Source organism: Myroides injenensis M09-0166 (genome assembly GCF_000246945.1).
Taxonomy (GTDB): Bacteria; Bacteroidota; Bacteroidia; order Flavobacteriales; family Flavobacteriaceae; genus Flavobacterium; species Flavobacterium injenense.
Genome location: NZ_BAEX01000009.1, coordinates 26,020 through 49,969 on the forward strand (window position 1 = coordinate 26,020; position 23,950 = coordinate 49,969).

11 protein-coding genes are annotated in these 23,950 nt (G+C 31.8%); 2 read left to right on the top strand and 9 right to left on the bottom strand.

The features are described 5' to 3' along the window. Window positions 1-41: 41 nt before the first annotated feature. From RH98_RS02725 to RH98_RS02760, 8 genes are all read right to left on the bottom strand, one after another. Window positions 42-4,271, bottom strand: coding sequence for a CLIPPER-2 domain-containing protein (locus RH98_RS02725; protein WP_010250249.1), 4,230 nt, complete (start codon window positions 4,269-4,271; stop codon window positions 42-44). Window positions 4,272-4,342: 71 nt separating this feature from the next. Continuing rightward, window positions 4,343-6,376 carry a phage tail-like protein gene (locus RH98_RS02730; RefSeq protein WP_010250251.1) on the bottom strand — a complete coding sequence of 678 codons (2,034 nt, stop codon included), beginning with the start codon at window positions 6,374-6,376 and terminating at the stop codon, window positions 4,343-4,345. Between the two features lie 21 nt (window positions 6,377-6,397). Next, window positions 6,398-8,440: a phage tail-like protein gene (locus tag RH98_RS02735; RefSeq protein ID WP_010250253.1), complete on the bottom strand. Its 2,043-nt coding sequence runs from the start codon at window positions 8,438-8,440 to the stop codon at window positions 6,398-6,400. A 25-nt stretch (window positions 8,441-8,465) separates the two neighbouring features. After that, complete coding sequence (locus RH98_RS02740; RefSeq protein ID WP_010250255.1) at window positions 8,466-12,239, bottom strand: phage tail-like protein; 3,774 nt, start codon at window positions 12,237-12,239, stop codon at window positions 8,466-8,468. Window positions 12,240-12,690: 451 nt separating this feature from the next. Next, a complete protein-coding gene (locus RH98_RS02745; RefSeq protein WP_010250257.1) occupies window positions 12,691-13,794 on the bottom strand; it encodes a helix-turn-helix domain-containing protein in 1,104 nt (367 codons plus the stop codon). Window positions 13,795-13,808: 14 nt separating this feature from the next. Further along, a complete protein-coding gene (locus RH98_RS15185; protein WP_010250259.1) occupies window positions 13,809-14,762 on the bottom strand; it encodes a helix-turn-helix domain-containing protein in 954 nt (317 codons plus the stop codon). Between the two features lie 1,072 nt (window positions 14,763-15,834). Beyond that, window positions 15,835-18,207 carry a tetratricopeptide repeat protein gene (locus RH98_RS02755; RefSeq protein WP_010250261.1) on the bottom strand — a complete coding sequence of 791 codons (2,373 nt, stop codon included), beginning with the start codon at window positions 18,205-18,207 and terminating at the stop codon, window positions 15,835-15,837. Window positions 18,208-18,474: 267 nt separating this feature from the next. Further along, window positions 18,475-19,188 (bottom strand): DUF4397 domain-containing protein, encoded by a 714-nt coding sequence (locus tag RH98_RS02760; RefSeq protein ID WP_026038697.1) that lies wholly within the window; start codon window positions 19,186-19,188, stop codon window positions 18,475-18,477. Between the two features lie 304 nt (window positions 19,189-19,492). Between RH98_RS02760 and RH98_RS02765 the strand changes: the two genes are divergently transcribed. Further along, a complete protein-coding gene (locus RH98_RS02765) occupies window positions 19,493-21,250 on the top strand; it encodes an ABC transporter ATP-binding protein (protein WP_237717497.1) in 1,758 nt (585 codons plus the stop codon). A gap of 58 nt (window positions 21,251-21,308) precedes the next feature. Beyond that, window positions 21,309-23,033 (top strand): ABC transporter ATP-binding protein, encoded by a 1,725-nt coding sequence (locus tag RH98_RS02770; RefSeq protein ID WP_010250267.1) that lies wholly within the window; start codon window positions 21,309-21,311, stop codon window positions 23,031-23,033. A gap of 45 nt (window positions 23,034-23,078) precedes the next feature. Here the strand turns inward: RH98_RS02770 and RH98_RS02775 are convergent, their stop codons facing one another. Beyond that, entirely contained in the window at window positions 23,079-23,888 is an 810-nt protein-coding gene (locus tag RH98_RS02775; RefSeq protein WP_010250270.1) for a lysophospholipid acyltransferase family protein, read from the bottom strand. Window positions 23,889-23,950: the final 62 nt, after the last annotated feature.

A 23,950-nucleotide genomic window follows, 5' to 3' on the forward strand; every position in this document is an offset into this window, starting at 1 on the left:
TAAATACTTTGCTAGTGCTAGCATTAGCAAAGTAGATTTTATTATTTCATTTTTTGATAAATCATCGGATTTGTGATTAACAATCCACTCCCTTCTAAAGGTACATACGTATGGAAAGGTCTTTCTGGATCCCATCCTTTATCTCCTGATTTATAAGGAGTAGGGTCAGTTGACTCTTCTTTTATTTCACGCTCTGATTTAGGTAATTTACCAACTCCTGTAACTGTTGCACGATTATAAACCCCTTGATTTATATAAATATCATTTTGTGTTACTTGGTAAGAAACTGTAAACGTCCAAGTTTCATTTCTATTTAAAACTCCATCCCCATTTTTATCTCCTTTAAAAGAAACATCTTTTCGTATTGGTAAATGTGTTTTTTCATCCAATTTAATAGTAAAACCAAACAAAGGATCAACAATCTCTATATCATAAATATCCATATCACCAGCATTCTTTACGTCAAAAGTATACAGGATTGTCTCCCCTTCCTCTGCAAAACTATTCTGATTTTCATCTTTAAAAATCCCTTCTTTCTCTATTGTACACGTTTCACATTCTTTTTGTTGTTGACCATAACCAAAACCATACATCCTAGTGACATTTACTACATTTTGAGTTACTCTAATCTTATTTGCAGAAAAATCAGAAGATTTATTCCATGCTACAGAAGATAATTGAACTGTTTCCTTAGTTATTTTATTAAATACCTCTAATTCTTCTAGAGAACTACCTTCTGTACGTTTCCCATACAACTTTACATTACCCCATTTATCAATTACTACACGAATCGTCGGAACAGGATTATTAAATCGATCATTTAAATCGAAATCGCCATTTTGATGAAACTCCCAAATATTTTTAATAATTCCATTTCCCCAAACACCACCATCTTTAAAACGCACATTTTGTATTAATCCATCTGAACCTTGAAATTCTAACTCTTCTGTATGTAATGATACGCCATTTATAATCATATTAAATGAATTATCTAACTCATAGATATCCAAAACAAAACCACCGTCAGTACCTGGCTGTGTAAAGCTTTCATCTACCACCTTCTTACCATCCAGTTCTCCAGCAAAATATCCCCATCCAAACCCTTTACCAATAATATCTTGATAGCACTCATCTGCACAAGTAATATTAGAAACATGAATTCCACATCTTGGATCTTGAATACGCTTAGAGAACGTGATATTATCTATCAGTGTATGTCCAAAACCTTTTCCAGTCTCTAAAGCTCTGTCTTGACTACCACGAATAGCAATCTTCACATTTTTATTTAGTACATCATCACATGCAGCTTCCGCAAATGTAAAACTAGCTGTCAATGGTACCCATCCCAGACTAAACCCCTCTGGTTTAGCACCCTCTGGCAATCCTACTCCTCCATACTTCAATGGAACTGATGCATAGATATGATCTGTCTCTTTATCTAACACATCCATGATCATATAATCTTTATCATGGTAGGTCACATAAGAATAAAGGTCTAGTGTATATACCCTATCTTTTTCTATTTTTTCTGCTAATTCAAACTCATAAAACGGTTTAATGCTTTGCGCTGCTGAAGCAGCTCCTCTTACTAAGAACGCAGAACCATTTACTGCTCCAGACATATCTCTTATTGCCTTAGCATTATCCCAAGCTGGAGTCCAATCAAAATTACTGTTTGCAATATTAGGATCATTACTTGGTGCATTTTCCATCCAGATTCCTTCACTCCATGAATCTGTTGCTGGAATTCCCATTTGTACATATCCTGGAGGATTTACAGAGTAATATCCATTTTTGATACGTGCTACAGATATAGTCTCGCTATGAGGATATCTGTTTGCAGCTGCATAACGACTATCATTAACACCTAGTGCAAAAAGATAAGATGCTGTCGCTCCTCCCATAGGACCATCTCTTCTTATCGAACCATCCGTATTTCTCAATATCTCTCCATGATCACCTATACTAATAGATGCTCGTTGATTCCAATCCGTTCTTCCAGAATTTACATTCCAATATCCTCGATCGAAATCTTCAAAATACAATATCTTATCTACACATTCTCCCAAAGCCATAAATACAGCTTCTTGAATGTTATTACATCCAATCGCCCCACTTCCTCCAGGTAAATTAGTAGAATCATTATTGTAACACTCATAATGAGGATTTGTTGGTCTCACATTAGGATCTCCATTCGTTGCATCTGGATCAGAAACATCGGCTGGTCTCATGATTGTAGATTCTGCAATCATTGATCCTGTCATTCCATTTAATTTCCCAGTTATTTTATAGGTAACCGTACATCCATTTGGAATTTGTAATTCTGAACGAAAAGTACGTGTTACTGCATCATAAGTTAAAGCGATTGATTCTTTAGCTGTTCCATTTGTACAAGAAAACGTTGCTTGTACACTTCCTGGATTTGTTACATCTACTCCAGGAGGAACCGTAAAACTAAATGGTGCACCGTGAATACCATTAGGAATATCTGCTATAATATCAGAAGGACCCTTATTTCCTGCTACAATTGTATATTCAATATTGTTACCTTTGTTTCCGCTTCCTTTTCCGATTTGACCTTCTACTTTATATGTTAAAGTTGTATATAAATCAGCATTTTTAATAATAACTTCTGTAGGAACTTCTTTTTTATTTCCAATTCTAAACATCCAAGTATCCATGGATTTTTTATCTCCAAATGTACCAATAGCCCCTGTACCATTTGCTCCCCACTTATGTCCATTAATATTACTACTAATTCCTTTATTCCCTAGAATTAAATGTGTGTTTTTTATAGGATTAACTTTATCTCCTACTGTATAGCCATTCCATACATCACGATTCCAAAGATCTTTTGACCAAAAACCTTCTGTAATATCACTATCATCCCAAAATACTATATCAGAGATAACAGGTCCATTTAAATTATTGTAATTTAACAACTCAATGATAATTCCTCCTATGTTGTATTCCATATCAAAGAAAGGAAAATGTACTTCAGCACCTTGTAACTGGATTTTTAAATCTACAGGAACTGTTCCTTGTAAACGTGTTCCATTTGCGCCTATACCATTCCAGTACACCTTATTATGACCTTCTGTAGTACTACCTTCTAAAGCTTTAAAAACAGTGCCATTTACTACAATTTCAATAGTATATTGTTGTCCTGCAACTGGCGCATCAAATTCGATATATCCTCCCTTATGACCAAAAATACCAGGTGTTCCTTCCGCTCCTATGACCTTTACATTCTCAACTTCAGGTTCTTCAACCCTTGGATTCAACCAAGTCGTCAAACCATAAGATGAACTATTAATAGCAACTTTTGCCTTATTAGGCATATCTTCAGCTGGCAAAGTATAGTAGATTTTATGGGTTATGTTAGATGCATTATCCGGTGAATTAGGATTATGAATTTGATCTCTCACTCCACTAGCCTCACTGTTCATACTTTTGTACAATGCATTTCCAGTAGCTTTGTCAACAAACCCTTTATTATTAACAAAGAAAGCCCAAACAATCCCTGAAGTTCCATTATGTTTTACGCGATAAGTAAATCCATCATTAGTACGAATAAAAAACCTCCCTTGAAAAGAAACATCTGCATATTCTCCATTGAAGTTTCCGTTAGAAAAATTTAAATTTGTTGTATAAACTCTACCAGGAATAAACTCTGTGTTTTTTTCATTAATAACTGATACATCCCAAGCCCTAATAGCAGCATCATTCCCTTGTGTCCATGAATTATCTGCCTGTAATACAGGACCATTACCTGTACTACTTCTAGATGTAAATTCAACTCTATAAAGACCCTCACCTCCTTTTGGAACAGTATAATAAATAGGAGTATATCCACCTTGACTACTAGCTGATAACCTAGGCCCTGCTATCTCAGCTGAACGATTTAGGATTTGTCCCTGTATTTGATTATTATCAATAACTATATTACCAGAAGGATTATACAAAGTAATTCCACCATTTTTATCATTATAGTTTCCCCGACGGTCTTTACTATCTGTTCCCTGAGCTGAAGATGCCATAGTGATAATTTCTCCTACCCTAGCATAAACGTAATGAGCTCCAGCATTAGGAAATGGTATAGCCTCTGGTGATGTATATCCTTTACCTAATAGCATTGCACGGTGTCCGCTTACTCCACTTGGATATAAATCTTTAGAACCATCTGCCAACATCGTTGTACTTACTCCTAGCACTAAAACTAGAGTAAGTAAAACTTTTGATGTTATTTTATTTATAATTGTATATATCATTGCTGTATTCGTAATTATAATTCATTTTTTATTTTAAACCCTTGTGTTTTAAAATAACTATACTATGATCGTTACTTGATTACAAAAACGATATTCATATAAGATGCAGGTGTTGCAGTACCAATGATGTCATAAGTAAGCTTACCATCTTTATCTATACTCAAATTAGTAAATACTTTGGTGTCATAATAAGTCACATAGTAATAAAGCTCTCCTCTAGCAAACACATCTATATCAGCTGGAGCACCAGCACTCCCCACTATTCCTCCTGTATAAGGCATCGTATATCCACCAGCGCCATGAGCAATAGGATACGCATCATTTCCTGTTCCTATTTTTCCTCCAGTAAACTGATCAACATATTCTTTATATAAATCTCTTACTAAACCAGTTCCTTTTGACTTCGTATCAAAAATAACTGCTGGCATATAGAAGAACTGAGGAGATACTTTTTTCCACTTTACTGTTGTACTCCCCTCTTCTTCAATAGTCGTCAATACCTCTCCCTCTTTTCCTTGAGCAATTTGAGTAGTCTTTAAAGTACCTCCAATTAAAGACAAATCAAGATTTTCTTGTTCTACTCCTACCGTATATTCTGTATTATTTCCAGTTGTACCAATTCCTGAAGTTATTACAGATACTTTATTGTCTTTACCTACAACAGATGTTGTTTTCTGTGCTGCTTGAATAGCATCATTAGAAACATTTACAGCATAAGTAGTATGTTTTGCATCGCCTGCAGCAGGAGTCTTAGTCACTGTAGTGTTTGTACCATTAATAACTTCTACCGTTTTTTGTCCTGCTTGGATAGCTGGTGTTAAATCAACTGAACCTGAATCCACACCATTAACAGAAGTAACAATTGTTGTTCCATTAACTGTATTTGTAACATTATCAATTACTTTAACTTCAGCTTCCTTTCCATTCACTGTAGAAACAATAGTGTTATTATCTATTTTTATCTCACTACCTTCACCTGTAGTTTTTTTAGTTAAAGTATTTGTAGTTGTAGGTACTATATCTGATTGATCTACCCAAGTACTAATTCCATCTTTAGTGATTAATACCTGTCCATCATTACCTTTTACTAACTTATAAACTGGTAATTCACCTCCTAATTTTTCTAATTTGATATTAGCTTCTACTACATCAACAGTATATTCTGTATTTTTATCTTTTGTACCGGCTCCTGTTGTTACAACAGTAACTTTATCAGAACCATTCACTACAGAAGAAGTTTTTTGTCCTGCTTGAATAGCTGGTGTTAAATCTAAACCATCAGCTGATACACCATTAACTGTAGTAACTAATTTATTGCCTACGATCGTATTTTCAATTGATTTAACTAATTTAACTTCATTAGACACTTTATTATTTACTGTAGATGTTAATGTATTATCTTCTGATTTTAATACATTAGTAGTATTCTTTGTAACGATATCATTTTGATTAACCCAAGTAGTTGTTTTACCATCTTCAGAAGTAACCATTACTTGATTAGCTCCACCAGGTGTAATAGCTAAAGTTACCTCTGTTAATGTAGATTTATCTCCTCCTGTAACCGTAATTCCTGTCCCTGTAATCCCTTTTGCACCTGTAATTACATCAGGCGTAATACTCATTGGTACCCACTTCCCCTTTTCAGTTCCTGTACCAGGAACAAAAGTCAATACTTGATTAGCTGTTGGATTTTTTGCATCTACTGGTACACCTTGAATAGCGTTTATCACAGTAGCGTTAGTTGGTCCTGTTACATCACCCCCTAAATTAATAGCTGTAATATCACCTTGCTGAGCAAAACGCACCCATTTTCCTCCATCCCAATAGTAGTATCCTGGAGTAACATCTGTAGCTGAATCTTTAGTAGTCGTTGCTTGGTTGTATACCATTAATGATTTTTCAGGAGCATTAATTGGTGTTATACCATTTGTTGTTTCAACTAAATCCACACGTGGTATCAACAATCCTCTTTTTGAGGATTGTATATCTACTGCTGCTGATTTTGCTGGTTTATCTGTACCGAAACCTTGTTGTGCTTGAACTGTTTGTGTTCCTAATAAAAGTAATAAACTAAGTCCGGCAAATCCTATATATGTCTTTTTCATCTTTGTATTCTATTTTTTTTATTAGTTACGTCCAACTACGATCCATTTCGAACCATTAGACTTGATAATCCATCCTTGGAATGGCATAGCTCCATACGCTAATACATTAGTCCCAGATTTGATATTTAAGTAACCCTTGTGGGATTCATCAGTATTTACGATTTTCACACTAATTGTTTGTCCTTCTGTACCGTTAACAGCTGGTAAGTTTAAGTTTGTATCGGTATCTTTTAATGTCACCTCGATAACAATCTCACTCATTGAAGGATGGTAGTTATTTACTACTGAATTATCACTAATATTTACATCACCACCTTGGTTGATTGTAACATTTCCAGCAGCTGTGTCAATTGTTGCTAATTGTCCGTTTGCTTGAACCACTACTGTTTTATTTCCTTTTTTTGGATCTGCCGTATTTAAACCAGTGATTGCTAAAGAACCACCTCCAGTTACTGTCCCATCAGGATTTGATGTTCCTGGAGCAATTGCAAGCGTTGTTCCTTTATCTATTTTACCACCTAATTGAATATCATTACCATCTTTAGTTAAACCGTTAGATGCAGTTACTGTGTTTCCTAAAGTAGAAGCATCAACCCATTCCGTTACAAATTTGTCACCTTCTTTTTTAGTAACAAATATTTGACCTACTTCCTCTCCTCCTTTTATTTCTATTGATGTCTCATCTAACAAAGCTTTTGCTCCACCTGTTACAACAATTGATGTAGATTTTAATGCTTTCCCGTTTAAATTAGCTCCAGATAATTCTTTGTATATAACATTTCCAGAGTTATCTGCAACTCCAACCCTTGGTGTAGTTTCTGTTGTCTTACCAGCATCTAATTTTTCTGCTGTTACTGCTCCATTTGTAAGCTCTGTTGTACCAATACTTCCTTCTTTAATACTTAAATTAGTAGCTACTAAAACTGAATTTTCTAATTTAGAAGCTTTATTATCTCCAATAACAATTTTCCCATCTGTTGTTAAATCTTGACCAATAGCAGTTGATATCTTCTGATAGGTTACTTTACCATCTTTTCCTGCCACAGGTACTGTACCTTCAGGTGCATTAGCTTCTGTATCAGAATCTTTAGCAGTCATCTTATCCGCTGTTACTGCTCCTGCCTCAATTTTACTGTTTTTTACAGCTCCATCAGCAATTCCTAAAGTCACGTCTTTTAATAAAGAATTAGCGACATTATAAGTAATAGTAGTTGCCCCAGTAGCCGTTACAGTAATACCTTCTCCTTTTAAAGTTTTAGCTTTTAAAGAATTTGTGTCATCTGTACCTTTCTCAATTGCATCTTCTATTAAATTTTTAGCAGATGTTTCTTTTAACACACCATTACCATCTGCAATAACAATATTATTTCCAGTTAGATCTTTTTTCTCAACTTTAGTTAAACCTTCAATTGCCAAGGTATGTGTAGCATCTGTAGTAATTGTAGTAGCTTTACCTAAAGCTCCACCTAATCCAACAGTCGTCTTTGTTTTACCTTTATCATCTGTTACCACTTCAGTTGTAACACCATTTACACCAGTTACAACATCTTTTAAAAATTCTTCAGGATTAACCCATTCTGAAACATAAGTATTATTATCACCTAATTTAGTAACCAATACTTGATTAGGAGCTGTTCCCCCTTTTACACTAACTTTATAGTCAGTATCATGTCCCGTAATAGTTTTATCAATTATTACATTAGTTCCTGGTGAAACTGTTACTGCGTTTCCTGAGTTAGACGATACGAAACGCACCCATCTACCTAATCCTTGTTCTTTTGCATTTGCAACATTTGCAGCCTCCCAGTAATAGAAACCTGGAGTTACATCATTAGCTGTTGCTTTATTGTACACAAACAAAGCATTTTCTGGTTTAGCTACAGGTCCTGCTTCTGTTGTTTTTGTTAAATCAATTCTAGGAATCAATAAACCTCTTTTGCTAGAAACAATATCTACAGCAGATGATCTATCTGGTGTATTAGTTCCGAATCCTTGTTGAGCGTATATATTTGAAGTTGCTAATACTGTGAATGCTACTGCTGCTGATAATATTAATTTTTTCATTTTGATTTCTAATTAAGTAAGGTGATTAAAATTTGTTAACGATTTGCCATTGTGTACCATCTGATACTAGATCCCATCCAGAGTATGGTAAGCCTGTTTCTAGCTTTTTACCATTTAACCCTGCAACGTTCCCTGCAACAACTACATAACCGTCTTCGTTCGTGTCTAGTTTTTTAATAGTGTATTTTTTTCCTTTGTTATTTGCGTCTGCAGCTGGAAGTGTCACAACAATATCTGATGTTGCTTTACTAGCATCTACTAAAAGAACAGCATCTTCTGCTACTAAAGTTGTTGCTACAGCTACCGTTTTAACAGCATTTGCAACATTAACTTTCCAAATAGTCTCATTTGGTTTATCTGCCTCAACACGGCTAGAAACGGTTGTATTGGTACCATTTTCTAACACCACTGTTTTTTGTTTTGCTTGAACTTGCGTCTGTAAATCTTGGTAGGTTACATTTCCATCTTTATCAGCAATTCCAACACGTGGAGCCTCTAATGTACTTGAACCAGCATTTAATTTACCAGCTGTTACCGCTTTATCTGCAATACCTAAAGTCACGTCTTTTAATAAAGAGCTAGCTACTACTGATGTTGTTCCAGCATCTTCACCAGCTGTAACTGTAATACCCACCCCTTTTAGCTTCTTAGCCTCTAAATCACCTTTTGTAATCACATCTTCGATCATATTTTTAGCCGAAGTTTGTTTTAATACACCTGTCGGATCTGCAATCACTAAGTTATTTGCTGTTGGATTTGTTGTTACTTTATCCAATCCTGCAATCGCTAATGTATTTGTAGCATTTGTTATGATTGTTGTCGCTGCATCTAAACTTCCTCCTAATCTAAACTCACTATTTCCATCTGTGTCATTCACTACTGTGATACCATTTTTAGCTGTTACGGTCGCAGCAACTACATCTTTTGGATCTTGCCACTCTGTTACTTTGCGAGATTCTGTAATGTCATCACCGTTTGTATCTTTTCCGATAACAACATCTTTCGTAACCGTAACTAGTACCTGTCCATCTGCAGAACCTCCTTTAAGATCTAGTTTTGCGTCTTTTAATAAAGCATCTGCTCCACCGTCTACATAAATAGTAGCTGACGTTAATGAACCTTTAGTTCCCTCAACCGTTGTAATTTTTTCTAACAACTTCTCAATCGCTCCTTGTACATTTGTAACACCTAATTGAGTTGAGTTATCATTATAAGTAATTGCATTTGCATTTGCGTCAATTTCTCCAATTACATCTCCTTTTGAATTCTTAAACTCATATACATTAGTAGCTGGATTTAAAGCAACTGATACTTCTTTTGGATCAATTGTTACTCCTGTTGCTCCCGATTTCGGTTGACCGTTTGCATCAATCTCTTTCTCGCTGTAGTACGTAAACGTTCCGTTTGCATTTTTAACTAATTTTGTTACTGTTTCGTTTGTTTTTACTACTTCGTCTAACGTTTTATATGTGATGGTTCCATCAGCTCCTGCTACACCTACACGTCCTTCAGCTCCTGTACCTCCATCTAATTTATCTGAAGTAACCGCTTTATCTCCGATTTTATCTGTTGTTACTGCACCAGCACCAATCTTATCTTCTGTAACTCCACCATCAGCAATCTGAATTCCTGCATCAGCTAATAATTTAGCTGTTCCATCTGTTGTACCAGTGAACTCTAATCCTCCTGCTACTGATAAATCTCCTTTTGTTGTAGCAATAGTATTTGTTATCTTATCTAAGGCATCTTGTACGTTTTTAGCATCAATACCAGATTTACTATTGTCATAATAGTTATTAGTCGCAGCTGTTTTTACCGTTGTAATTACAACTCCTTTTGAGTCTTTAAACTCATATCCTAATATATTTCCATCTGCGTCTTTAGACTCTGATACGTTCACTTTATTTACATCAAAAACAACATCAGTTCCATCATTTCTTGTAAATGTGAATAAACCTTTGTTTGTTGCATCTTCTGTTAATTTAGATTTATCTATGCTTCCTAAAACAGTACCATTGTCAGCTACTAGAGTTACTTTACCATCATTTTTATCTTCTAACTTAACTCCTGCTCCTTTTAATAAGTTGTCTGCTAATTTATCTAAGGCATCTTGTACGTTTTTAGCATCTATACCTGATTTGCTATTGTCATAACCTAATGCTTTAGCATTTGTATCTATAGAAGTTATTATTTTATTATCTCCATCTTTAAATGTATAGACACCATCTTTAACTTCAACTTTTGTTTTATTGCTATCAAAAGAAACAGTTTTTCCCTTTTCATCTGTATATGATAATGTTCCATTACCATTATCTACTAATGTTGTAACAGTCTCATTACCTTTAACGATAGTACTAAACTTAGAGTTATTTACATTCTCAAACTTTTGAGTTGTTTCATTCCATTCTTGGAATACTACATCACCTTCTTTGTTATAAACGATCTTAGTAAAACCACCTTTAGACTCAGTTACATATTTGATATATTCATCAACGTTATTAAAAGTACGCCCATCAACAATTACAGGTTGTTTTACGATAGTTTCAAACTGTTTAACTACACTTGATGGAATATCAATAATAGTCTCTGTCCCATTTTCACTTTTATAAGTGTAAGTACCATTTTTATTATCAACTAATGTTGTTATAGTCTCATTAGACTTAACTATAGTACTAAACTTAGAGTTATCTACATTCTCAAACTTTTGAGTTGTTTCATTCCATTCTTGGAAAATAACATCTCCTGTTTTCTGATCATAAACTATCTTCGTAAATCCACCCTTAGACTCTGTTAAATATGTGATATAATCATTCACAGTTTTGAATGTACGTCCATCTACATTTACTGGTCCATTATTTACAATCTCTTCTAAGTTATTTACTACACCTCCTACTACATCAATAGCATAAATACCTTTTGGTAATTTGGTAGCATCTACTGTTGTAGGAACTACACCTTTATTAGCTGCTAAATACTCTTCCGATACATAGTATTGTTTCTTATCTACAGTAATAATAGCAGTTTTACTTTCATTTGCTGTTACAACTTCATTAATAGAAACTTCTTTTCTTTCACCTTCTTTAGTAACATACGTTAGTTTGTCTCCATCATAATAAACATTACCGCCTACATGTGTACCGTCTAAGTAATTAGTAATATGTTGTTGAACTGTCTCATTATTAATAATATCACCAAATTTATTAATAACAGTTTGCTTAACTTTAATACGAACACCTTCTCCTATAATCTTACCATTTCGATCTACAGCATTTTCATTATAATAAATATAATCACCTGTAGTTTCATCATAAGCTATAGAAGTTAATTTATCTTTGATTTCTTCTTTCTTTCCTTCCTTATTAATATGAAAAAGTTTATCACCTTCATAGACAACATTCCCCTCTGTCTTATTAATAATATTCTTAATTAGATTTTCTACCTTACTATTATCTAGGTTTAATATTTCTTGAAAATTATTTACTACAATCTGAGCAATATCTTTATCAGCTGTTAAACGTACCCACTTGTTAATATCCCAATAGTAATATCCTGGGGTAATATCTTTTGTTTTAGAAGTCTCAGTAGCATACACCATTAAACTCTGAACATTCCCATTAGTGATGGTTGTTCTGTCAGTAGCACTAGTCAAAGCTACATTTGGTATTAAAATACCACGATTTGAAGCCACAACAGTTAATTCTGCTGATTTGTTAGGAGTTGCTGTACCAACACCTACTTGCGCATTTGCCACAAATGGTGTACCCATTAATAAAGCAACCGATAGTAGTCTTTTTTTCATAATCTTATTGTGTAATCAATTTTTTAAATAAAATGTCCTAGAAATTAATCGCTCGATTCAGCCCAACTCGTCGCACGCGATTAACACAACAAAAGTGCATCGATTTTATATAAAATATGTTTCATTTTATTAGTACGCCATACGTCCCAATAAAATGAAACACATGTAAAATATTGAAAACAAGAATATTACCAAGCATGTTAGAATTTTAACTTCTAAAATTTATTGAAGTATAAAAAAGTACTTTTACGCAATGCGAATTGCGTTATACAAAGAGAAATAATTCTGGATTAAGTGTAATAAAAGATAGAATAAACAAGTCTTCTTAAAGAGATTATTTTTCACAAAAGAAGTTTACAATACCACTTATATATAAAAAAAGCCAATGATAATGGCTAGTTATCTTTGGCTTTTTTGTGAGTTTGGAAATCTGGCTAAGATATCCGGAAAATTACAATTGTTGTTTATGTTGATCTAAATATTCAGATGGTGAAACACCTGTAACTTTTTTAAAGGCTCTAAAGAAAGAAGTGCGAGAATTAAATCCGCACTCTTCTCCTAGTTCACTTATATTAATATTATTTTGATTATCATTTATCTTATCTAAAGCGTAATCAATACGCAATGAATTAACATATGCCTTAAAATTCATCTTATAAACAAGACTGAATACTTGTGCTATATGATGTTTTGGGATTCGCGCTTTAACTTCCAGTACGTCAGTAGAAAAATCAGGATCTAAAAATAATTGATCCATTATAATTACTTTATCAATTTTTATTTTATACTCTTTTAATAGTTCATTAGACAATTTTGATTTTTCATATTTACCATCTTCATCAAATAGATCACCTTCTAATACTTCTAATTCTTCTACTGTTACCTTTCTTAAGGAATGATACTTAACACTGCTAGAGTAAAAATGAAAAATTGCAGTAGATAAAAGCAGCATTCCTAAATATAAAATATTCACATCTTCATCTGGTATAGCTTCAAAAACTACAGAACCAACCAAAATAATTGCTAGAAATAACATTAACCAAATGATTCTTAAAAAAACAAATCTAAAATGATTACTAATTATACCTATTTTACTAATAACGATATACCCATAAATTCCATAAATAATTAGACTTACCGCAGAAATAATATATAAAGTAAAATAATAACAAACTAAAAACTCTACACTTAACTCACCCTTAGCAAATAATGCGATAATATATACAAGGCTAAAGAGAATAGCTATAGTAAAATGTAATGCTTTCTTACCACATCGAAAATCGCTTATAGATTTTACTTTTAATGCTTCTAAATTACAATAGAAAAAAGGACCATAAAAAGCCATAAAAGGAGCTCCTAAATTCACAAATAATTTTTCTTCCCAAATAAATCTTGTAACTAGAATATAACCACAATGAACTATGAAGAATAATAAAAATGTACGCATTACTTTTTGAGATGCTGTCTTTTCAACTAATCTGTTATTCACAAAATAAGAAATTCCTGCAAAAACAACAGCAATCGTTAATATCAAAAGGTATAAATACGTTTTCATCTGATTTTAAAATTCTACGCAACAATATTGCGATATACTGATGGTGTTTTACCTACGAACATTTTAAAATATTTATTAAAAGTTGATTTAGAACTAAAACCACATTCCCCAACAATAGCTTCTATTGTCAAGTTTTGACGTTCTAATAATAACCCCTTAGCATAATCAATTCTATATTTAGCTAACAATTGATAGAAACTAGTATTCATTTGGTGATTAATAATCTCTGACACTTCATGTCTAGATACTGAAATTGCATCTGCCAAATCTTCTATAGTAAAAGCGTTGTCCAAATATTCTTTATTGTTCAGGAAAAATGTATTAATCATTTCAACTTTGCAAGTAGCACTTTTTATTTCTACTTTATTTGTAACTAAGTCTTCACTTACCTCATCTAAAGTTATCTTGACCAATTGTGTATTTCCTTCATCACCCATCGTCAAAGTGACAATACAAAAGATAACAACTAAAGCAGTCAATGAAATATTGAAAAACTCTACTCTATCTATAAAACTAAATCCTATGAAATGCTTTAAAATAGCAAATAATTCAATAATCGTTCCAATTAAGAAAAACAGAGCATATACCCCGATAAAGTTTACCCTAATACTCTGAGAATTATCTACTGTACTTTTAATTATTAAGTTTAAGCACAAAATAGCATATACTAAAAAGTATATTCCATCCACAATTGTCAAAATCATTTTAGGTAGAAAAAATTGACCTAACACAACAGCAAAACTTAAAAGAAGATGAAACTTGTTTGAAGAAAAATTACAAGCTTCTTTTGATTTTAATCCACGTGCACCGATAAAGATTATTGGTACCAATAAATAGATAAGATAGATTGGCGTATTAGTCATTAATAAAACCAATTCTATTAAAGAAAGTCCCAATACCCATTTGACAAATACGTCAAAATTAGATATTTCGAAGAAATGATTTCTATTATTACTTACTTTTTCCATGTGTTAATAAAGTGATTTTAATGCTTACTTTTAATGCACAAGCTCCCACCGTAAAAAATTACGTTATACACATGAATGTAAATTTGCTTTTCAAGTGGGGACTTAAATAGAAATATTCTCATATTTCTATTTTTTAAAAGCTTTGCAAAATTATTACTTATATTTTATAATGAAACACAATTTAACATAACAATGTTAGATTTACACAAAATTTACTTTAAAATAGATTTACCTAACTATTTTTAAAAAAATAAAGCTAAATACCTCTAAATAATCTAATAACAAACTAATTATTTATTAAGTTTTAATCTATAAAATAGGTTTAATTAACAAATTATAGTACAATTTTACAGTATAGCTACTAGCAAAACATCAAATTTTGCACTTACAAAAACAAAACTGATAAATATCATTTCATTTTTTAAATTACAGCTAACCTTAGTAAAAACAAGCACTTCAAACTTAATCGTGTTTCAAAAAAATAATATTGCTTTTGAACTTTAGACACAACTGTTTCTTAAAAGTCACAAACTTTAACTTTTATACTTATATATAATCGCAATATTTGAATGTAATAGCGTTATCACAAATCTTAAATACCAACAACAATACAACAACAATACACAAATAACGAGTTTTAATATTCTTTTTTAACATATATAATTAATGAAAAATAAAATTATTACTTACAGTAATTTTAAAAATTTAAATAATTATTTGAATCAAAACATTGAAATAGTACTTCAAAAAAAATAAAAGAGCGACAGTCCTTTATCCCAATATTTTTAAGTAAAACTAGAAGATCTTTTTACATTTTATTAAATACACCAAAAGACAAGTAAAATAACCACTTAACATAAAGGAGTTAACTTTTAAAAAGTATATTAAAAAAACTGGAAGTATTACATATCATTTCCTGATTATGAAACTAGTCATTAGATATAAGAAAGTAAAAACAAATCAATTAGCCTACTTATAATCGAACTCAAGCTATTAACTAAAAAGATTTACTCATTATAAAAAAAGGTCATTAGAGTTATTCTAATGACCTTATAATATTTCTTATGCAAATTTATAACCTGCTAAGCCATTCATCCCATATCTGCTGAGCAATAGCTTCTAAAGCTTTATCTTCTTCACCAAATACTTTATAATGACTAGCTACAGAATCTTCTGTATCATAGTGATAGAAATATACAAATACTTCTTTTGACCAAACCTTTTTATTAAATAATCCCAAAAAACCACTTACCTTTTCTTCTCTCTCATCAAGATTAAAGCGAATAGTAATATCTTCGTTATGCAGGTAAAAATCAAAGTAGGTATCATAGATAACTTCATCAACATCTTTACGAAGGTGACGAGGATAAACGCGTAAATAGATATTATCACTAATCCAGTCTTCTATCGCTAAATCCTTTCCTCTTAAAATCTCATCCATTAATTTTTCTAAATAATAGACATGATTCACTGACTTATCTAAAATTGGAAAGCTTTTAGTTTCTATAATTTCCTTACTTATAAATTGATGCAATGAAGCTACAACATCCTGTTCTTCTTTTGGTAATTTATAGACAGCTGGAATATCGTCAATACTGCTTGCGTAACTTTCATTATCTCCATAATGATCTAGCATCAATTGAAAATACTGTAAAGCTTGAGTTCTATCCTTCAAACTATGATAGCACCATGCTAAACTAAACCAATAATTAATATTGGCAATATCCTGGCGTAATTCGAAATACTTAGCATTGCTAAAAAAATCTTCAGTAAATGCAATTGCTGAATTGTAATCTTCTCTTTTAAAACGAACGTAGGTAAAGAAATCAGCCGCTAAATAAATCATCTCCGCTACGATGTCTTCATCTTCAATACCTTGCTTTTCAAATTCATCTTTGATTGACAAATAACATTGTTCTGCCTTGTCATAATCATCTATATTTATATAGTTCTTTAGCAATCTACCCTGTACTGACATCCATCCAACAGAATATTTGTCGTAATAAGTAAGGAGTTCTAACCCAAAATATTCTACGGCATCATAATCTTTCACTAATTCAGCCATACGCATTCCACTCTCTAAGTTCTCCCAAAAGGGCGAATACTCATAACCTTTTTTGTGAAGAGCAATTGCTTCACGGTAAATATCTTTATCATAATTATCCTCTTCCTCTAAATGAGCGACATTGCGAATTGAAATACCTAAATTATTACAAATCATTGCAAAGCCATGTGGATTATTATTTACTTTATTACCATCTCCTGTTTTGAAATAAGACTCTACTGCTGGATAAATAGTTAGACCAATATTCTTAGCAATTTTGTAATATCTTAGTGACTGTTCATTTTGATTATTTTCTTTTAACTCACCCGCAGCTTCTAAAAATCGCGTCATTAAATTATAACCGTAAAAACCATCTACATCTAGTGGATAATTATATTCTTCAACATCAATTCCTAATTTATCACCTAATTCAAAATAGATATAGTATAATGGACCGACAATGCGATTAAGCTTTTTAAAATACTTGTCTAGAAGTTCAAATGCTTTTCTTGTATTCTTTTCTACCAATGTATAATGCTGAGCTTTCATTCTCATCACAAAGGTATCATCTGGACGCTCTTCTAAAAGAGAATCTATTATAGGAAGGTATTTCATTCCAAATTCCTTAGTAGATTTATATCCAAATTCACTAAAATACTCTAGTCCTATTGAGTACATTAAAAATAAGAAATCTGTACGCCCATCTATCTTTCCTTCCTGAAATAGCTCTTCAATTCTTTTGGCGAAACTCACACAATATTCATTACCGTGAAACTTATAATATGAATGTAAAAAGTTATAAGCTAAATCATATTCTTCTCTTTCCAAAAAGAGATTTCCTCCTTGATAAGTTGCATAATAATGATCAGGATAATGCTCTATTGCTAACTGATAAAAAGATGATGCAGTGTCAAGATTTTCTAGAGCTTTGTAAATAAATGCTAACAAATAATACGTTTCTCCAAACTCTCGATCCTTTAAACTATAATCATCTTCTATTAAAGAAACTTCAATTAATTTGTCATGCAACACTTCTATCGCTTTCTCCTTTAATTCAAGTTTATTATCGTATATCCACGCCAACCAATCATAAGCAGATAATACTGCTTTCTTATCTGACTTACACTTTTCTATAATTTCTTCCGACACTGACAGCATAACAGATACATCTTCATAATAGGGACCATTATAAAGTTTAATCTTCCAAAAAAGTGCATCTTTATTTAGCTCATCCTCTTTTAATATATCTTCTATAAGAGATAAGATATTTTCTGAGAGCTCTTGATTTTTATTATATACAGCTACTCGCTCATCTTCTTTAATATTCGCAATCTCATCACTAAACTTCAATTGATCATACAATACCTTGATTTCGTCTAGTTTATTTTCTTTTTGCTCCATATATGCAAAATTTTCTACTATAATTGTTTGATAAAGATATTACATTTACTTTATAGAGTTAATACTTTCTACTTTACAATCATTATTTGTTAGCTTTTTTACTAGTAAATAGTAAAAAACAAATAAACATATCCTACGTAATTACAACTCTTTACCTTTAAAAAACTAAATTACTAACTTTAATACAGCTGATAAAAATCACTAAAAAAAGGGATGATACTAACATCTAGCACCATCCCTTTATAAGAGATTAAAAATAATTATCTCTTAATTAACTGGTTGTTCAAGTATTCCTAAATAATAAGGTTTATTACCATTTTCTTTACTACCTATTAGCATAGCTGTATAAAAACCTTTATTTAATATTTTTACATTCTTTTTCTCAACTAAAACTTCTCCTTCTTTATTGACTACTTTTAACGTGTATTCTTTACCAGGTATAGTGATAAAAGTTTGCGTTTGTTTAATCGTTTCTTCTGTATCCATTTTTCTATTCTGGAACTCAGGACGTAATACCTCATCATTAAATTGCAAAGACACCTCAACGTCATCACCACTTAAGTTAAAAAAACGAAAAGCAGCTAGCCCATTCTCCTTATCAGGAACTATTGAAGTAATACGATCTTCTGTAATGAAGTGCGTTTTATTCTTTTCACTACCACCCATAAATGAAGTATAAAAAACGTTCTCCACAATAGCTTGTTCTACATTCGCTAAAACATTTACACGATCACTAATACTGATAGAGCGTTTACCTTGCCATAGATTAATATATCCGAATTTTTGGTAGGTCAATGGTGCTACTATACTTTGTACAGGTCTTCCATCTACACTATAATAAATTGCTTCACTTCCTGTATAAGCATTAACCATCGTAAATCCACCTACAGGATAATACAAATCATTATTATCATCTGAATTACAACTTCCTAAGAATAAGAAAGCAGTAATTATTGTCATAAAGTAAAATACCTTTTTCATAAGTCTATTTCTTTTAATGTTATTATATTATTTTACAACATTTATGCTTTGCCCTTATTTATAAATTAGATTGAAATTAAATTAACTATTTAGACTAATATATCACAAGTACTTCATCACAAACATTGCACTTCTACTAATTAAATCATGCTTTTCCAAAATCTTGCATCTTAGCAACTTCTTTTTTTAATTAAATAATCCGTTTTGCGTACAAAATAATCCGTTTTGCGGAACTCTTACTTTCTATACTAAGCTAACTTTGCTTATTAAGATTCTTTTTAAATAATAAAAATATATGCAACAAATGGAACCTAAAAGAAAATCGGGAATTTCCAGATTACTTCAATTAGCAGGCAAAAAGAAGGCATTATTATTTGCATCAGGCCTATTGGCTATTATTCACTCTCTATTAAGCCTAGTGCCTTATATTCTTGTCTTTTACATTATTAAAGAATTAACGAAAGATTCTATTGACTTTGATCTGACAAGACAATATATCATTTATGCTATCATTGCAGCAATTGCAAGTATGATAATTTTCTATTTTTCGGGAATACTTTCTCATATAGCAGCTTATAATATACTCTATGAATTAAGAGTTATTGTTACAGAAAAAATTGGAAAATTATCCTTAGGAAAAATCACAACAAAAAATTCTGGTATTTATAAAAAGATACTCTCTGATGATGTTGAACGAATTGAAAACTTTATAGCGCACCAAATTCCTGATTTTATAAAAGGAATAGCATTGCCTTTAATTACTATTGCTTATTTATTTACGCAAGATTGGCGATTAGCTTTAGTTAGTTTAATCCCTTTGCTAATCATTGGAATAGGAATAAAAATAACACAAGGAAATAACAGTAATCGCGAAGAACTTGTCAATAATTATCACGACTCTTTAGGAAAGATGAATGCCGGTATAGTTGAGTATGTAAATGCTATGCCTGTGATGAAGATTTTTGGGCAAACAGCAGAAAATTTCAATAAATATGGCAATACCGTTAGAAACTTTAATCATTTTGTAAATAAATGGATTAAAAGTGGTACACCTACTTTTGCCATCTTTATGAGTTTTGCAAGTAATGCAATGCTACCTGTATTAGTTATTGGCTTGTTACTGTACTTTAATGGAGGGGTTAATATAGCAACTTTACTTTTATTTTTAATATTAGGGACCGGATATATTAAGCCATTATTTGTTTTAAATAATATGACGATGCAACTCTCTATTATAACTTATGGCGTAAAACAAATAGACGATGTACTGTATAGGGAGGAATTACAAGATAAGCAAGAGAATCAAAAGCCTTTAAACTATGATATCCGTTTTGACAATGTAACTTTTAGCTATACAAAAGATAACAATGTTTTAGAAAATATTGATCTAACAATTCCTCAAGGTACTATAGCTGCACTTGTTGGTCCTTCAGGCGCAGGAAAAAGTACTGTAGCACAATTATTAGCACGTTTTTGGGATGTTAGTTATGGAGAAATTACCATAGGAAATATACCTTTAAAAGATTATCCTCTTTCTCAATTAATGCAAATCGTATCCTATGTATTTCAAGACAGTTTTATGTTTCAGGAAAGCATGTTTGAGAATATAAAAATGGGAATGGATAGAACAAAAGAACAAGTAATTCAAGCTGCAAAAACAGCACAAATTCACGATTTAATAATGAGCCTTCCTAATGGATATGACACTTTATTTGGACAATCAGGGGTCCACTTAAGTGGCGGAGAACAACAGCGTTTTCAACTTGCAAGGGCGATTTTAAAAGATGCCCCAATACTAATTCTAGATGAGGCGACCGCCTTTTCCGATCCTGAAAATGAGTATAAAATACAACAAGCATTTAGTGAATTAATTAAAAATAAAACAGTACTTATTATAGCACATCGATTAAGTACAATCACGGATGCTGATCAAATTATCGTTTTCGAAAAAGGAAAGATTAATGCAGTCGGAACACAAGAAGAATTACTTGTGTCAAGTCAACTATATCAACGCATGTGGAGTGCTCATCAAAGAGCGAAAGAATTTAAAATATTAAAATAAATTCTTTTAACCGGTCACTAATCTTTTCAATAACAACTCATTAAACTTTATTAAGATCATGTATAAAAATTTAAAATATATTACGAGCTTTGATAAAAAAGGTACATGTAATGCAATAATATGGGAGATTATTCACAGTATTTTCGTAGCCTCACCATCTGCTATACTACTGATAATTGTATGGGAATTATTCTCCCCAAAACCTAATGTCACTAAGATATGGAGTGTTGTGGCTTTAATGTTCGTAATGCTACTATTGCAATTTTTTGTCGCTGGAAAATCTATGGTGAAAACAAATTTAGTAGTTTATGCAATAGGTAACGAATTGCGCATTCGTCTTGGAAATAGAATTCAAAAATTCTCTCTTGGCTTTTTTAAACAAAAAGATCCTGGAGAAATTGCATCAGTTGTTTTGCAAGATGTTTCAAATTTCGAAAGTATTTTCGGTCACAGCGCTGGAAACCTAGCATCTGCTATATTTGGAACAACTGTATTATCAATATTTCTTTTAATTTATGATTGGCGATTAGCACTATGTTTACTTTCAGCATTATTGCTAATTTATCCCTTTTTAAGTTTTGCAAACTATCTAGTAAAAAAATTAAGTGTAAAGCAAATAAGTATTCGAAATAAAACAGGGGCGAAAGTTTTAGAATATATACAAGGTATTAGACACCTCAAATCTTATGGTTTAATAGGAAAAGAAAACAAAGAACTTGAGCAAACATTTAATGAATTAAAAAATAAAAGTATTACACTAGAAGCCGTACCTGGTCCATTTATTATTACAGCAAGTATTATTTTTGAGATATTCTTCATTCTAATGATAGCCTTAGGCTTATATTATCTATCCAATAATTCTATTACTGTTCCTATTCTTCTAACTTTCCTAATTATGGGCTACAATTTATACGCTCCTTTAAAGATTGTAATGATAGATTACTTAGTTTTAAGATATATGAATGAAAGTTTAGAACGTATCATTACTGTTTTAGAAGCTCCTACAATGGAAACTGACCATAATGAAATTCCAATGTCGTTTGACATTGCTTTTCATAAAGTAGATTTCAGCTATAATAATGAAAAAACTTTACAAGATATTTCATTTATAGTTCCAGAAAACTCGATGTTGGCATTAATAGGACATTCTGGTTCTGGCAAGTCAACGATAGCTTCCTTAATAGCACGTTTTTGGGATGTTACAGAAGGGAGTATAACTATTGGTAATGTTAATATTAAGAATATTAATCAAGACAAATTTTACTCTTATATGAGTGAAGTTTTTCAAGATGTCTATTTATTTGATGATAGCATCTACAACAACATCAAAATAGGTAAACCTGAGGCAACAGAACAAGAAATAATCGCTGCTGCAGAAAAAGCCCAAGTAGTAGAGTTTACCAACCAATTTCCACAAGGTTTACACACATTTGTAGGTGAAGGAGGTAATAATCTATCAGGAGGGCAAAAACAGCGAATTAGCATTGCTAGAGCTTTACTTAAAGATGCTCCAATTGTTTTATTAGATGAAGCAACAGCAAGTTTAGATCCTGAAAACGAAATTTACATACAACAAGCAATTGCTGAATTAGTCAAGTCAAAAACCGTTATCGTTATCGCTCATAAATTGGCTACCATACAACAAGCGGATCAAATAATAGTACTCGAAAAAGGTAAAATTGCAGAGCGAGGTACTCATACTTCACTACTAGAGTGCAACGGTATTTATAAACGTATGTGGGATTTCCAATCTAGAGCGAGCGGATGGAAAGTAAAGGCATAAAAAATTATAAAAATAAAAAAGATGAACATATGTTCATCTTTTTTATTAATAGCCATATTTTCTAAGCTTATTTAATTCTTTTTCTTGTTCTAAAAACTCTTGTGGAATAACTTTTAAGAAAGAAGGGTGTTGTTCAATTGCCATCTCTACTTTTTCTACAATGGTTTCAATTGAATCATTTTCATAATCAATCTCTAATGGCTCTTTAATAACCATAGATTGTAAAATTCCTTTCTTTTTAAGGTGAAGTCCTTTTTTATCAAATGATCTTCTAAAACCATCAATGACTATAGGCACTACAACTGGCTTATAATTTTTAATTATATGAGCAGTTCCTTTTCTAATAGGTTTAAAAGATTTTGTAGTACCTTGTGGAAAGGTAATTACCCAACCATCTTCTAAAGCTATTTTAATATTTTCAACTTGATCAATATTTACTTCTTTTTTCTGTTCAAGCTCTACTCCTTTTGCTCGCCAAGTACGATCTACAGTAATAGCACCTACATATGATAATATTCTAGGTAATAATCCAGATTTCATTGTCTCTGCAGCCGCAACGTAATAGATGTTTAACTTAGGATTCCATATATAAAATATATTTTTAATAGTATCCTCTCTTCCTTTTAGACTAGCATTAAATACGTGGAACATCGCTACAACATCAGCAAAATAAGTTTGATGATTAGAAATAAACAAAACATGTTTATCTGGCAATGTTCTTAATATCTCAGATCCTTCAATATGCAGGTCATTAAAACCTCTAAAACGCTGATGCGTTGCAAAACCAAAAAACCTAATAATCCATTTCTTCAAAAATAATAGATGTCCAAATGGATTTCTCTTAAATAATCCCATAGTTCATTTTCAATTAAGCAAGATGCAAATTTATCACTTTCTAAATAACTATTTCATAACAA

What these genes read in the sequence shown, in the direction of transcription:
- RH98_RS02740 (WP_010250255.1), bottom strand. Translation starts at nt 12,239, where the DNA reads ATGAAAAAAAGACTACTATCGGTTGCTTTATTAATGGGTACACCATTT.
- RH98_RS02730 (WP_010250251.1), bottom strand. Translation starts at nt 6,376, where the DNA reads ATGAAAAAGACATATATAGGATTTGCCGGACTTAGTTTATTACTTTTA.
- RH98_RS02735 (WP_010250253.1), bottom strand. Translation starts at nt 8,440, where the DNA reads ATGAAAAAATTAATATTATCAGCAGCAGTAGCATTCACAGTATTAGCA.
- RH98_RS15185 (WP_010250259.1), bottom strand. Translation starts at nt 14,762, where the DNA reads ATGGAAAAAGTAAGTAATAATAGAAATCATTTCTTCGAAATATCTAAT.
- RH98_RS02765 (WP_237717497.1), top strand. Translation starts at nt 19,493, where the DNA reads ATGGAACCTAAAAGAAAATCGGGAATTTCCAGATTACTTCAATTAGCA.
- RH98_RS02745 (WP_010250257.1), bottom strand. Translation starts at nt 13,794, where the DNA reads ATGAAAACGTATTTATACCTTTTGATATTAACGATTGCTGTTGTTTTT.
- RH98_RS02770 (WP_010250267.1), top strand. Translation starts at nt 21,309, where the DNA reads ATGTATAAAAATTTAAAATATATTACGAGCTTTGATAAAAAAGGTACA.
- RH98_RS02760 (WP_026038697.1), bottom strand. Translation starts at nt 19,188, where the DNA reads ATGAAAAAGGTATTTTACTTTATGACAATAATTACTGCTTTCTTATTC.
- RH98_RS02725 (WP_010250249.1), bottom strand. Translation starts at nt 4,271, where the DNA reads ATGATATATACAATTATAAATAAAATAACATCAAAAGTTTTACTTACT.
- RH98_RS02755 (WP_010250261.1), bottom strand. Translation starts at nt 18,207, where the DNA reads ATGGAGCAAAAAGAAAATAAACTAGACGAAATCAAGGTATTGTATGAT.
- RH98_RS02775 (WP_010250270.1), bottom strand. Translation starts at nt 23,888, where the DNA reads ATGGGATTATTTAAGAGAAATCCATTTGGACATCTATTATTTTTGAAG.